We start from the raw sequence: 12,474 nt of genomic DNA on the forward strand, positions 1-12,474 counted from the left end.
ATCAATGATGATGATAAAATGGGTGCATTTTATAGGATTTTGATCGGGATAGAAAACAGTTATTCGACAGGAAGGGAGAAATACAAATGATGTTATTCGACACACATACACACCTGGATGCACCGCAATTCGACGAGGACCGCGAGGAGATGATTCAACGTGCTGTAGACGCCGGGGTTGGCCGTATGATCAATGTCGGTTTCAACCGGGAGACCATTCCATCCACGATGAAGCTTGCCGAAACGTATGATTTTATATATGCTGCGGTAGGCTGGCATCCTCAGGATGCCATTACGATGCAGGAGGGCGATCTCGAGTGGATTGCGTCTCTGTGCAAACATGAAAAAGTCGTTGCCATAGGCGAGATTGGCCTGGATTATTATTGGGACACTTCACCCAAGGATGTGCAGCATCGTGTATTAAGACAACAGATCGGACTGGCTCGTGAACTTAACATGCCTATTGTCATTCATAATCGCGATGCTCATGAGGATATTGTCAAAATTTTGCGTGAAGAGAAAGCTGGACAAGTCGGGGGTGTCATGCACTCTTTCTCAGGAAGCTGGGAAACGGCAAAACTCTGTCTTGATCTAGGGTTCCATCTATCCTTCGGTGGACCAATTACGTTCAAAAATGCCAAGCAGCCGAAAGAGGTACTGGCGAAGGTACCGATGGACCGATTTTTCATTGAAACCGACTCCCCATATCTTACACCACATCCTTATCGTGGAAAACGAAATGAAACAGCGCATGTACGTCTGGTTGCAGAAGCAGCTGCGGAAATTAAAGGCATTTCGGTAGAGGAAATTGCTGCAATAACGACCAAAAATGCCATGGAACGATTTGGAATTCGTTAAAAAACGAAGCAAATGCGGTGAAAAAGAGAGGTAGACGGAGCGAATTTGCTTTTTGATCCAAATAAATGAAGAATATTACAATATTTTAACCAAATATTTAGAAAAACGTACTTGAACAACGCTTTACAACATGCATCGAAACAGGATATCATCTTTTCAGTGAATTGTTGTGCGGAAAATTGGACAGATGTTCGGGGGATGAACAAAGGGACACTTTCCGATGACACAACAATACTTTTCATGAACCGATCTCGCTGAGTCTCCGTTAACGGAGAGCGGGGGAACCAATAGGGCTTAAACATCAGTGTAAGCAGCTGATGCGCATCGTTCGCTGACCCAAAAGCAGCGGATGCATTTGCGAAGCACTATTTGATTTCTTCTTTGGGTCTCGGGGTGAATTCAAGGGCATCCGCCATGAGCGGGTGACCGGAGATAGGGCGGCTCTCTTTCGCCCGAACCCGACAGCTAACCTCGCAAGCGGAAAAAGAGAGGCAACCTCGTGCATGAATTTCCGATATTCAAAATCATTCGGAAGCCACGAAAGAGTTCCTCTTACACTCTTTCTTTGGCTTTTTTGTTTTTGAATAAAAGAAACAAGGTCATCATACGGTAAGAATTCAGGTGGTGACATCATGTTGCGAAGAGTGGTTCATGGTGCAGAACCGGTCATTGAGATATCGATCAGTTCTGTAGAAAATTTGGTATAGTCGCGTCAAAGACATCATGCATTAACTTTAGACGGCGAGGCTATGAAGGAGGACGGAGAAGTGGGCACATTCCAACCAGAAGAGACCCATGAGTCACGATCATCCAGTAAGTCTTACGCGTTGCGGTGGAAGCATGAGAACATGCGTCAAATGGCACTGATCGCTATTTTCTCAATCGCGCTTACAATCATGATCTTGTTAGTCGTTTACGGTCAAGCCGGGAAACAAATTTCGCTGGTTATTGATGGCAAAGCTCAAGCGGTAGAGACTCGTACAGGAATGCTTCAAGAAATGCTGGAGGAGCAATCAATCACAGTCAGCCCCCACGATGAGGTATCCATGCCTTTGAACGGGGCAATCGCAGATGGAGACCGCATTGTTATTGAGCGGGCCGTTCCAGTCAACATTACGGCAGACGGAGACACCAAGACTCTGTATACAACCGATTCATCGGTAGAAGATGCAATTCAGAAATCTGGAATTGAAGTTGCCAGTGAGGATAAGGTTTATCCTGCGCTCGCAACACCAATCAAGGCAGATATGAAAATTCGCGTAGTGCGTGTAACAAAGCGTACAGTGGAAGTGGAACAGCCGATTGCGTACAAAGTAATCAAAACGGCTGACCCTAGCTTGTACAAAGGTGACAATCGCGTCATCGTAAACGGCAAAGAAGGTACACTTGTACAGCATATCGAAAAGGTGTTTCAGGATGGAGAGCTAGTCTCCAAAAAGATGGTGGGCAAATCGGTATCGACCAACCGTGTCGATAAAGTTATTGCTGTCGGAACCAAAGCAAAACCTGTTGTGAAGCAGCCGGAGATTCAGACGGTATCGGCCCAAACCTCCACAGCAAAGAAAGCAACGACAACGAACTCGAAGAAAACCGCTGCATCAGGCAGCAAAGTGATTACCGTCTCAGGCACTTCTTTTAAATATTCCAAAGTACTTAAAAATGTATCGATGACCGCTTACTCTTCTGAGGAGCCTGGCATTGGTACAAAAACAGCTTCCGGTACCCGGGTAACTGAAGGACGGACCATTGCGGTCGATCCAAAAGTGATTCCGATCGGCTGGTGGGTGTACATTGAGGGCCTCGGCTTCCGTCGTGCGGAAGATACCGGCGGCGCCATTAAAGGCAACAAAATCGATGTATATTATGACAGTGTAAAGCATGCCCTGAATTTCGGACGTAAGAAAGGCAAGACGGTATATGTGATCGGTCCGGTGAAGCCGGAAGCGAACTAAAATCGTTTTACTTTGAAATGGGAATGCTATAAAATAGTTGCATGAATGAATCATGCGGAATATGCGGCGGTGGAGTCTGAATAGGCTCGCCGCCGTTTGGCAGAGAAGAGGATATTCCTCTTCTTTTTGCGTTAGAAAGGAAGAAATGGAACATGATAAAAGAAGTCATTGTGGTAGAAGGACGGGACGATACCGTCGCCATCCGGCGGGCTGTTGAGGCAGACACCATTGAGACCGGCGGATCAGCCATCAATCAGCGAATCCTGAAGCGAATTGCACTGGCACAGGAGAGACGCGGCGTGATTGTTTTAACAGACCCGGATCATGCCGGTGAGCGCATTCGCAAAATCATTGCGAATAAGGTCCCAGGCTGCAAGCATGCTTTTATTCCGGAAGCGGATGCAACCCGTAAAGGGGATATCGGGGTCGAGAATGCCTCACCTGAGGCAATCCGCCATGCGCTGGAGCGTGTGCATACCTCGTATGAGGGTATGCCGAGCCAGATCGATTGGGAGGACTTGATTGCAGCAGGACTGATTGTGCACCCGCAGGCAGCCGCAAGACGTATGGAGATGGGGAATCTGCTGGGCATCGGTTACTGCAACGGAAAGCAGTTCCACAAGCGGCTGGGTGTATTCCAAATTAGCCGGGAAGAGTTTTCTGCAGCATTATCGCAAATTGAACGTGAAGGATTGTGAGCGTATGAATGGCATGGATGAGACTTTGGAAATTGCAACACCCAAGCGAACGAAAGAGATAATTCAGAGACACGGTTTCTCCTTTAAAAAAAGTCTAGGTCAGAACTTTCTAATTGATCAGAATATATTGAACAAAATTGTAAGTGCAGCGGATCTGGACGAGTCCAAGGGCGCACTCGAAATCGGCCCGGGAATTGGGGCACTTACGGAGAGACTGGCCCGAGCAGCCGGCCCTGTAACGGCTGTGGAAATCGATCAGCGTTTGTTACCGATCCTTGGAGAAGTAATGGAGCCTTATCCCAACGTTCGGATACAGCACGGCGATGTGCTGAAGCTGGACTTGGCAGAGCTTTTCCGCACAGACTTTGCTAGTGTGAGCAAGGTGAGTGTTGTAGCCAATCTGCCGTACTATGTGACGACTCCGATTATGATGAAACTGCTGGAAGAGAAACTGCCAGTAGACAGCATTGTCGTTATGATTCAGAAGGAAGTAGCAGAACGTATGGCAGCTGCACCCGGCTCAAAAGACTACGGAAGTCTGAGCATTGCGGTCCAATATTACAGTGTGCCTGAATTGGTTTGTATTGTGCCGCCAACGGTATTCATTCCGCAACCGAATGTGGAATCTGCCGTCATCAAGCTTAAAGTGCGTGAGCAGCCTCCTGTCGAAGTGCCGAGTGAAGCACATTTCTTCGAAGTGGTACAAGCCTCATTTGCCCAGCGCAGAAAAACCATCTCGAACAATCTCAAAGCCCGCTTTTTCACCAAGGAAAACCGGGAGCAGGCGGATCAATTGCTGGAGCAGGCTGGCATTCAGCCCTCCAGACGGGGTGAGACACTTAGTCTGCAGGAATATGCGACGCTAAGCACGGTGATGTGGGATGCAGGAGTTCGTGCCGGCCTGTAAATAAATTCGGATGAACCAAACCGGGTCTTTGCCCATACGATGGGGTAGAGGTGATTATGTTGATGAATATCGGAGACTTGGTCGTTCGTAAGTCATACGGTGGAGATGTGACTTTTCGGGTGGAAGGCCTCCAGTTGGATAGCGCGGTCATTAAAGGGACCGAATTCCGGCTGCTTGCCGACTCCCCGGTGGACGATTTGATACAGGTTCCTTATGAGCCGCAGAGTGCCAAGACCAGGCAGGCACATGTAAAAGCACATCAAACACTCTCCAGGCTACAGCAGAACCGGATTGAACAAGCGGAACGCAACCGTGAAGGCTTGACGCAGGACTGGTCTGGACAGCGCGAGCCTGCTTATTTTGAAATGCCAGGCAAGGTGCTTCACTTGGATGGGGATCCAAATTACCTGAAGAAAAGTATGGCTCTTTATGAGCAGCTTCGTGTTCCGGCAGAGGGTCAATATGTCCATGAGTCAGCCATGGCTGATGCCCTGTATCGTCTTCTTCCCAAAGTCCAGCCTGATATTGTAGTCATTACGGGCCATGACGGAGTGCTGAAGACCCGTCAGCCTTACGACTTATACAGTCTCGGAAGTTATAAGAATTCGCAAAATTTTGTAGCAGCGATCCAGGTTGCAAGACAATATGAGCGTCATCTGGATGCGCTCACGATCGTTGCAGGAGCATGTCAGTCCCATTTTGAGGCACTTCTGCGGGCAGGTGCGAACTTTGCCAGCTCACCAGGCCGAATTCTGATTCATGCCCTTGACCCGGTATATGTGGCTGCCAAGGCGGCCTTTACATCGGTTAGGGAAACGGTGAATATGAATGATATTCTGCATAACACAATTAGTGGCAGCCAGGGTGTAGGTGGTGTCGAAACACGCGGCAGTTACCGCGTTGGCCTGCCTGGTTTGAATGATTTATCTACACTTAAAGTTAATCCATCAGTCGTCTGATACAGGTCAATTAAAGTCCCAATTTGGGGCTTTTTTCATTTGCAAAAAAATTCATTGACAGCAACTTTTCCATGCTGATATAATATTTAGTTTTGATTTGACATTGACTGTAAATTCAGGTATAATGGACAAGAAAAGAGGTGGTCGTCGACAATGGCTAAAAATACGCTGTTGGATATCAAACGCAATCTCGATGCTCATATAGGTCAAAAAATTATGTTGCGGGCTAATGGTGGCCGCCGTAAGACTATCGAGCGTACGGGTGTCTTGGAAGAAACGTACCCTTCTGTTTTTATTGTCAAGCTTGATGAGGAGCAAGAAACGTTCAAGCGAGTCTCTTACAGTTATGCAGATATACTTACGGAGTCGGTGGAAGTCATGGTATTTAACCCAGGCGACCAGACGCCTAACTCCTACATGGAGACGTAAGCATCGTTTTACAGGCAGTTTGCCCCTTGGGGCGAACTGCTTTTTTATTGTGTAGAAATACCGTTCAGACAGGCATCTGCAGGAATGAGGTTTAACCAGAAACGGCATACTACTTGAACAGGCCCATACTGATATGCTGAACAGTTCATCTAAAATGGTGGCTCTGAAGCTGTCAGGAAGAATCCTGGTGAAATGGACTAATCAGAACTGTTACTTCAAGGAGGATGGTTTCATGAGCCGCAGAAGAAGAAGTGTAATGTCAGATGAACTCAAGTATGAGCTGGCAAAAGACCTGGGATTTTATGATACGGTACAGCAGGAAGGCTGGGGTGGCATCAAAGCCAAGGATGCAGGCAATATGGTGAAGCGTGCCATTCAGCTTGCTGAAGAGGCAGCACGCAAATCGTAATTCGATCTAGACGGTTTGGAGAGCGGGGCCTTCCACGAGGTTGACCTCGCTTTTTCCCCATGAATTCGGAATAAAAATGACTTGACAGCCCCATTTTGATATAATATGTTAAGTTGTCTTAGGGAAAAGGTGAGGACGGGTGAACGCCTTGAAAATTTACGAAAAAGCGCCTGCTAAAATTAATTTGATGCTGGACGTTTTACATAAACGAAGCGACGGCTTCCACGAAGTCGAGATGATCATGACCATGGTCGATTTGGCAGACCGGCTGGAAATGTCGGAACTGCCTCGCGATACGATATTTATCTCCAGTCAGGCCGGGTATATTCCGCTTGATGAGAAGAATCTGGCATTCCAGGCGGCCAGATTAATCAAAGAGCGCTATGACGTGCGTACTGGAGTGCACATTCATCTGGACAAAAAAATTCCGGTGGCTGCCGGTCTGGCAGGAGGCAGCAGTGACGCTGCAGCTACGCTGCGTGGCTTGAACCGCCTCTGGCGTCTGAATATCCCGGATCATGAGCTCCAGGAGCTTGGGGCAGAGCTTGGTTCGGATGTACCTTTTTGTATTACTGGGGGTACAGCGCTCGCTACAGGCCGTGGAGAGAAACTGAAACCAATGCCTAACCCACCGCAATGTTGGGTCATCTTGGCGAAGCCTCCAATCAATGTGTCGACAGCGGATGTGTACGGAAGATTTCGCAGCGACAAGATTGTTCGGCATCCAAGTGCGGCCAAAATGGAGCAGGCCATTCGCAATCATTCCTTTGCAGAGGTGTGCGGACAGATGGGGAATGTACTTGAGGATGTTACGCTTAAGCTGTATCCGGAAGTTCAGCATCTGAAGGATGCGATGATGAAGCTGGGTGCAGATGGGGTGCTCATGTCGGGTAGTGGCCCAACAGTATTCGGATTGGTCTCCAAGGAAGCAAAGGTTGCACGGATCTATAATGGGCTGCGCGGCTTCTGCAAAGAAGTGTATGCAGTACGCATGTTGACTTAGAATTCGCTTTTATAATGTACAAACACGTATAAAGGTGGTATATTTTTAAATAATTATTCGGATTTGGATGTTTTCCGTGATCGTGAGGATGGATCTCTGTGAAGAAATTAAAACGAAGCGCTAGGCTGGTTGAAATGACGCAGTATTTATTGTCAAGACCGCATACGGTTATTCCGTTAACCACTTTTGCCGAACGTTATGGTGCCGCGAAGTCGTCAATCAGTGAGGATTTGGCGATTATCAAAGAAGTGTTCGAAGAAGGTGGGTCGGGAGAACTGCAGACACTGGCAGGGGCTGCCGGGGGAGTTAAATGGATTCCGAAAGTGTCCAGAGAACATGCTCTGGCTTTTGCCGAACGACTAAGCAATCAGTTGGAGCAGCCTGACCGTATTTTGCCAGGCGGGTATCTCTATATGTCTGACCTGCTTGGACAGCCTGCATTGATGAACGAAGCAGGTAAAATATTTGCGACTGCTTTTGGCAACATGGATATCGATGTAGTCATGACGGTAGAAACGAAGGGTATTCCTCTGGCTTATGCGACTGGAGCCCAGCTTAACCTGCCTGTAGTGCTCGTGCGCAGGGACCATCAGGCTACGGAAGGATCGGCCGTAAGTATCAATTATGTATCGGGGTCCCATAAAAGTCTCCATACCATGTCCCTATCCCGCAGAGCGATGCGTGAGCATTCAAGGGTTCTGATCGTGGATGATTTCATGAAAGCCGGTGGAACGGTACAGGGCATGATTGATTTGCTCGCCGAGTTTAATGCAACGGTAGCAGGCGTAGGGGTACTGGTAGAATCCGGGTCAGTTGATTCGGAAGAGCGTTTGCTGACCGATTACGTATCTCTTGCGCAGCTAACAGCCGTGGATGCAAAAAGCAGACACATTTCGGTCAAGCCTGGTAACTATTTTGACCTGTAGAAAGATGACGAATAACATGTCGGGAAAGGTTCTTTTCCATCGACCTGGCACTAACGTTGTCGAATTGTGTATTAAATAAAAAAATTCCTGAAATTAGGACATTTTTGTGGTTATAAAAAGAAGGAGTTCGTATAGGCTGTGTGGAATTATACACCAAGTTCTGATGGAAAAAGGTGGTGAACACACACATGCAAATTACGGATGTCAGACTCCGCCGTGTTAACTCGGAAGGGAGAATGAAGGCTATCGCATCCATTACCATCGATAACGAATTCGTCGTTCATGACATTCGCGTCATTGATGGGAACAACGGAATGTTTGTTGCTATGCCGAGCAAGCGGACTCCTGACGGAGAATTCCGTGATATCGCCCACCCGATCTCTTCCGGTACTCGTGAGAAGATTCAGGCTGCTGTTTTGACTGAGTATGACCGCGCTGCAACTGAGGAAGAAGTCATTGAAGAAGGTGCCTGAGAACATTATTGGGGTTCGAAGGAAAAGAGAGCCATGTCTTATGGCTCTCTTTTCTTTTTGACCGGAATAAGATATATTCAGTATTGAGTTTATTCAAACAGGAACATTTAGCAGCTTTATTGCTGGAAAATGTTGAAGGAAACATTAGCGCAGCGTGCGCTTGGTGACAGGGCGGCATCTTAAGAGTCATTGGGATTCGGTTAAGGCTCGCAGGTACACGGCGTATACATATAGGTCACGATTTGCTCGTGTCCGCGTTGTTACGTGTGATAACAGAGACAGTAGGCGATGAACAAGACCGGCTTCAGGCCGGCTGAACGATACTTATCAGGGATGATCCATTAAGATGGGTCTTCCAGATGGGGTTTTCAGAACAGGAGGTCGTGAAATTTGAAACGAATGGCAATTGTACTTGCTGCAGGGCAAGGCAAACGAATGAAATCTAAATTGTACAAAGTACTGCATCCCGTATGCGGTAAACCTATGGTAGCTCATGTGCTGGATGCAGCTCTACGCGCAGGCGTTGAGCGCAGTGTAGTCGTGGTCGGTCATGGTGCCGAAGCGGTGCAGTCATTTTTGGGTTCCAAAGCAGAGTATGCACTTCAGGCTGAACAATTGGGAACGGGTCACGCGGTGAAGCAAGTGAAGTCTTTGCTTGGAAGTGAGCAAGGCTCTACTATAGTTGTCTGTGGAGATACACCACTGGTAACCAGTGAAACGCTGGAAGGTCTGATGAAGCTTCATGAGAGTCGCGGAGCTGCTGCAACCGTGCTAACGGCTCAATTGGACAATCCAAAAGGTTACGGCCGCGTCATTCGCGGAGAAGACGGTTCTGTACAACGCATTGTGGAACAGAAGGACTGCAACGAGCAGGAAGATGCTGTGAAAGAAATTAACACAGGGACTTACTGTTTCGATAATGCGAAATTGTTTGCTGCACTGGAGAAAGTGACCAACGAGAACGCCCAAGGAGAGTACTACCTGACCGATGTTGTTGGGATTTTCCGTAACGATGGCGAAGTGGTTGAAGCTTATATGTCAGATGATATCGCGGAATCCATCGGAGTTAATGACAGGCTTGCTCTGTCCCAAGCAGAAGCATATATGCGTGAACGTTTGGCTGTAAAACATATGTTGAACGGTGTTACGATCATTGATCCGTCATCGACATATATCGGAGCGGATGTTACGATTGGATCAGACACGGTATTGTATCCGGGAACCATTCTGAAAGGGACAACTTCCATTGGTGAAGCTTGCCATATTGGTCCTCAGGCCGATATTGAAGACAGTGTTATTCAGAACGGTGTGACGATTAAACATTCCGTGTTGTCCCAGGCCGAAGTAGGCGAAGAGACAACGGTAGGACCATTTGCTTACCTGCGTCCTGGCACCAAGCTGGGCCGGAAAGTAAAAATTGGTGACTTTGTCGAAGTGAAAAATGCTACAATTGACGAAGGATCCAAAGTATCACATCTCAGCTATATTGGGGATGCTAAAGTAGGGAAGAACGTAAATGTTGGATGCGGGGCAATAACGGTTAATTATGATGGATATAATAAAGCTGTAACGACAATCGAAGATGATGCGTTCGTAGGCAGCAATGTCAATCTGATTGCACCGATCACGGTAGGAAAAGGCGCTTATGTGGTTGCCGGCTCAACCGTTACACATTCCGTTCCGGAGAACGATCTGGCTATTGCTCGTCCTCGCCAGGAGAACAAACCTGGTTACGCGGAGAAAATTCGCGGACGTGCCAAAGCCAAGAAACAAAATGCCAAACCCGAATAAGGGGTATTGATATTCTGATTGCCTCCCGATCTTCGGGAGGTGCCGACATGTCGCAGACGCTTATAGATTCCAATGAACCAGCACGGAGGGTTTTTATTTTATGACTTATTTTGATTCGAAATTAAAAATATTTACTTGCAATTCTAACCCCAAGCTTGCCCATCAAATTGCTGATTATATCGGAATTCCTATGGGTGAATCTCACACAACCAGCTTCAGTGATGGTGAGATTCAAGTGAAGCTCTCCGAGAGCGTTCGGGGCTGTCACGTATACATTGTACAGTCCACTTGCTTGCCGGTTAATGACAACCTGATGGAGATGCTCGTCATGATTGATGCACTGAAACGGGCATCAGCCAAGACAATTAACGTTGTAATTCCGTATTACGGTTATGCACGACAGGATCGTAAGGCACGTTCGCGTGATCCAATTACAGCGAAACTGGTAGCCAATCTGATCGAAAAAGCAGGAGCTACCCGCGTGATTGCGATGGACTTGCATGCCATGCAAATCCAGGGCTTTTTTGATATTCCAGTGGATCATCTACTTGGTGTGCCGATTCTGGCTCAATATTTCCGCTCCAAACAGATTGAAAATCCGGTCGTTGTATCCCCTGACCACGGTGGTGTAGTTCGTGCACGGAAATTGGCTGATTTCCTGAATGCACCTCTGGCCATCATTGATAAACGTCGTCCGGAGCCGAATGTAAGTGAAGTTATGAACATTATCGGTAACATTGAAGGTAAAACAGCGATCCTGATCGATGATATCATCGATACGGCAGGAACCATTGTGCTGGGTGCAAATGCACTGATGGAAGGCGGCGTGAAGGAAGTATACGCATGCTGTACTCACCCGGTATTGTCCGGACCAGCGATGGAGCGTTTGGAGAATGCACCACTGAAAGAAGTTATCGTAACGGATACGATTCCAATCACGCATGCCAATCCGACAAGCAAACTTAAAGTGTTGTCTGTAGCACCTTTGCTCGGGGAAGCCATTATCCGGGTTCATGAGGAATTGTCAATCAGCAAGCTGTTTGAAATTGAATAAGGATGTCTGCACAAAGTAGTAGAGGGGTTACGTTTTCCGGTCGAACGGAAAATGTAACCCCTGTCGGCGTGCCATTATAACGATGCATGGAGAGGCCGGATGATTAATATCCTGGCCGTGAAATGAAGCGAAAACGCCGCCGATGAAAAAGAGTGTCGGCAATTTCGACAAATTGATTATCGAAACGTGTAATCAATCCGATCTCAATATGGGTGTCGCGATCATATACTTGTACGGGTACATGGTATTCGAGATGATAGATAAAATCACTATGTTGAGTCAGCTGTCCGTTATCTTCGCGCAAAACCCGCTCACCTTCCTGGGTTAATAAGATAATAATCGTGAAAATTACAGTAAATAGGAAGTTCACTTTCTTGATATTATATGAAATATAACATTCGAAGTCTATGCCTCACCTCATGTGATCCGAAGGAGGGAATAAGATGAAGTGGATTGTAGGCCTGGGTAACCCGGGCTCAAACTATGCCAAAACACGACATAATATTGGCTTTATGGCACTGGACCAACTGGCCAGTCGTCATGGGATTTCCATCACTCAGAGCAAATGCAAAGCGTTAATTGGAGAAGGCAATATTGGCGGTGTGAAAACCGTGTTGATCAAACCCATGACATTCATGAATCTGTCCGGTGAATCGGTACGGGCATATATGGACTTTTACAAAGTCAGCCTGGAAGATCTGATTGTCGTTTATGATGACATGGACACGGAGATTGGCAAAGTCAGACTGCGTTATCAAGGTAGCGCTGGCGGCCATAATGGAATCAAATCCATTATTCAGCATACCGGCACACAGCAATTCAACCGTGTACGGATGGGCATTTCACGCCCGGAACCTGGACACGCCATTGTTGATTATGTACTGTCTACATTTATGAAAAAAGAGAAGGAAGCGCTAGAACATACCATTGAGCAAACCTGTGATGCTTTGGAGCATAGCTTGAATCATACATTTGAGCAGACAATGGCTAAGTTTAACGGGTAATACTTGTTGGAA

14 protein-coding genes and 1 riboswitch are annotated in these 12,474 nt (G+C 47.2%); of the genes, 13 read left to right on the top strand and 1 reads right to left on the bottom strand.

The genetic code is table 11. From position 1 onward, the window contains the following. Nucleotides 1-86 precede the first annotated feature (86 nt). The 12 genes from AC3WQ3_RS25390 (at nucleotide 87) to AC3WQ3_RS25445 (ending at nucleotide 11,458) form a co-directional block, all read left to right on the top strand. Entirely contained in the window at nucleotides 87-857 is a 771-nt protein-coding gene (locus AC3WQ3_RS25390; protein ID WP_174818735.1) for a TatD family hydrolase, read from the top strand. A gap of 242 nt (nucleotides 858-1,099) precedes the next feature. Further along, nucleotides 1,100-1,353: riboswitch (cyclic di-AMP (ydaO/yuaA leader) on the top strand. A 271-nt stretch (nucleotides 1,354-1,624) separates the two neighbouring features. Then, nucleotides 1,625-2,809, top strand: a complete 1,185-nt coding sequence (locus AC3WQ3_RS25395; RefSeq protein ID WP_127540850.1) for a resuscitation-promoting factor — start codon at nucleotides 1,625-1,627, stop codon at nucleotides 2,807-2,809. 152 nt (nucleotides 2,810-2,961) lie between these two features. Beyond that, on the top strand, nucleotides 2,962-3,507 hold the full coding sequence (gene rnmV, locus AC3WQ3_RS25400) for a ribonuclease M5 (protein WP_127540852.1): 546 nt from the start codon (nucleotides 2,962-2,964) through the stop codon (nucleotides 3,505-3,507). A gap of 4 nt (nucleotides 3,508-3,511) precedes the next feature. Further along, nucleotides 3,512-4,414: a 16S rRNA (adenine(1518)-N(6)/adenine(1519)-N(6))-dimethyltransferase RsmA gene (gene rsmA / locus AC3WQ3_RS25405; protein ID WP_336784364.1), complete on the top strand. Its 903-nt coding sequence runs from the start codon at nucleotides 3,512-3,514 to the stop codon at nucleotides 4,412-4,414. 62 nt (nucleotides 4,415-4,476) lie between these two features. Next, complete coding sequence (gene yabG, locus AC3WQ3_RS25410) at nucleotides 4,477-5,373, top strand: sporulation peptidase YabG (RefSeq protein WP_492474038.1); 897 nt, start codon at nucleotides 4,477-4,479, stop codon at nucleotides 5,371-5,373. Between the two features lie 153 nt (nucleotides 5,374-5,526). Then, nucleotides 5,527-5,802 carry a biofilm formation stimulator Veg gene (veg, locus tag AC3WQ3_RS25415; RefSeq protein ID WP_095293350.1) on the top strand — a complete coding sequence of 92 codons (276 nt, stop codon included), beginning with the start codon at nucleotides 5,527-5,529 and terminating at the stop codon, nucleotides 5,800-5,802. A gap of 232 nt (nucleotides 5,803-6,034) precedes the next feature. Beyond that, nucleotides 6,035-6,211, top strand: coding sequence for a small, acid-soluble spore protein, alpha/beta type (locus AC3WQ3_RS25420; RefSeq protein WP_095293351.1), 177 nt, complete (start codon nucleotides 6,035-6,037; stop codon nucleotides 6,209-6,211). A 148-nt stretch (nucleotides 6,212-6,359) separates the two neighbouring features. After that, nucleotides 6,360-7,214 carry a 4-(cytidine 5'-diphospho)-2-C-methyl-D-erythritol kinase gene (gene ispE / locus AC3WQ3_RS25425; protein ID WP_095293393.1) on the top strand — a complete coding sequence of 285 codons (855 nt, stop codon included), beginning with the start codon at nucleotides 6,360-6,362 and terminating at the stop codon, nucleotides 7,212-7,214. A gap of 98 nt (nucleotides 7,215-7,312) precedes the next feature. Beyond that, complete coding sequence (gene purR / locus AC3WQ3_RS25430) at nucleotides 7,313-8,140, top strand: pur operon repressor (protein WP_095293352.1); 828 nt, start codon at nucleotides 7,313-7,315, stop codon at nucleotides 8,138-8,140. 188 nt (nucleotides 8,141-8,328) lie between these two features. Beyond that, nucleotides 8,329-8,613: a septation regulator SpoVG gene (spoVG, locus tag AC3WQ3_RS25435; RefSeq protein WP_017691372.1), complete on the top strand. Its 285-nt coding sequence runs from the start codon at nucleotides 8,329-8,331 to the stop codon at nucleotides 8,611-8,613. A 399-nt stretch (nucleotides 8,614-9,012) separates the two neighbouring features. Then, nucleotides 9,013-10,404, top strand: coding sequence for a bifunctional UDP-N-acetylglucosamine diphosphorylase/glucosamine-1-phosphate N-acetyltransferase GlmU (gene glmU / locus AC3WQ3_RS25440; protein WP_419720076.1), 1,392 nt, complete (start codon nucleotides 9,013-9,015; stop codon nucleotides 10,402-10,404). Between the two features lie 100 nt (nucleotides 10,405-10,504). Next, entirely contained in the window at nucleotides 10,505-11,458 is a 954-nt protein-coding gene (locus AC3WQ3_RS25445) for a ribose-phosphate diphosphokinase (protein WP_017691370.1), read from the top strand. A gap of 103 nt (nucleotides 11,459-11,561) precedes the next feature. Here AC3WQ3_RS25445 and AC3WQ3_RS25450 read toward each other — a convergent pair whose 3' ends face one another. Next, nucleotides 11,562-11,762: a hypothetical protein gene (locus AC3WQ3_RS25450; RefSeq protein WP_024633712.1), complete on the bottom strand. Its 201-nt coding sequence runs from the start codon at nucleotides 11,760-11,762 to the stop codon at nucleotides 11,562-11,564. A gap of 139 nt (nucleotides 11,763-11,901) precedes the next feature. Between AC3WQ3_RS25450 and pth the strand changes: the two genes are divergently transcribed. Next, a complete protein-coding gene (pth, locus tag AC3WQ3_RS25455) occupies nucleotides 11,902-12,462 on the top strand; it encodes an aminoacyl-tRNA hydrolase (RefSeq protein WP_095293354.1) in 561 nt (186 codons plus the stop codon). The last annotated feature ends 12 nt before the right edge of the window (nucleotides 12,463-12,474 follow it).

This window comes from Paenibacillus sp. FW104-T2 (assembly GCF_058789975.1).

What these genes read in the sequence shown, in the direction of transcription:
- rnmV (WP_127540852.1), top strand. Translation starts at nt 2,962, where the DNA reads ATGATAAAAGAAGTCATTGTGGTAGAAGGACGGGACGATACCGTCGCC.
- AC3WQ3_RS25420 (WP_095293351.1), top strand. Translation starts at nt 6,035, where the DNA reads ATGAGCCGCAGAAGAAGAAGTGTAATGTCAGATGAACTCAAGTATGAG.
- AC3WQ3_RS25390 (WP_174818735.1), top strand. Translation starts at nt 87, where the DNA reads ATGATGTTATTCGACACACATACACACCTGGATGCACCGCAATTCGAC.
- rsmA (WP_336784364.1), top strand. Translation starts at nt 3,512, where the DNA reads ATGAATGGCATGGATGAGACTTTGGAAATTGCAACACCCAAGCGAACG.
- veg (WP_095293350.1), top strand. Translation starts at nt 5,527, where the DNA reads ATGGCTAAAAATACGCTGTTGGATATCAAACGCAATCTCGATGCTCAT.
- pth (WP_095293354.1), top strand. Translation starts at nt 11,902, where the DNA reads ATGAAGTGGATTGTAGGCCTGGGTAACCCGGGCTCAAACTATGCCAAA.
- glmU (WP_419720076.1), top strand. Translation starts at nt 9,013, where the DNA reads ATGGCAATTGTACTTGCTGCAGGGCAAGGCAAACGAATGAAATCTAAA.
- spoVG (WP_017691372.1), top strand. Translation starts at nt 8,329, where the DNA reads ATGCAAATTACGGATGTCAGACTCCGCCGTGTTAACTCGGAAGGGAGA.
- AC3WQ3_RS25445 (WP_017691370.1), top strand. Translation starts at nt 10,505, where the DNA reads ATGACTTATTTTGATTCGAAATTAAAAATATTTACTTGCAATTCTAAC.
- yabG (WP_492474038.1), top strand. Translation starts at nt 4,477, where the DNA reads ATGAATATCGGAGACTTGGTCGTTCGTAAGTCATACGGTGGAGATGTG.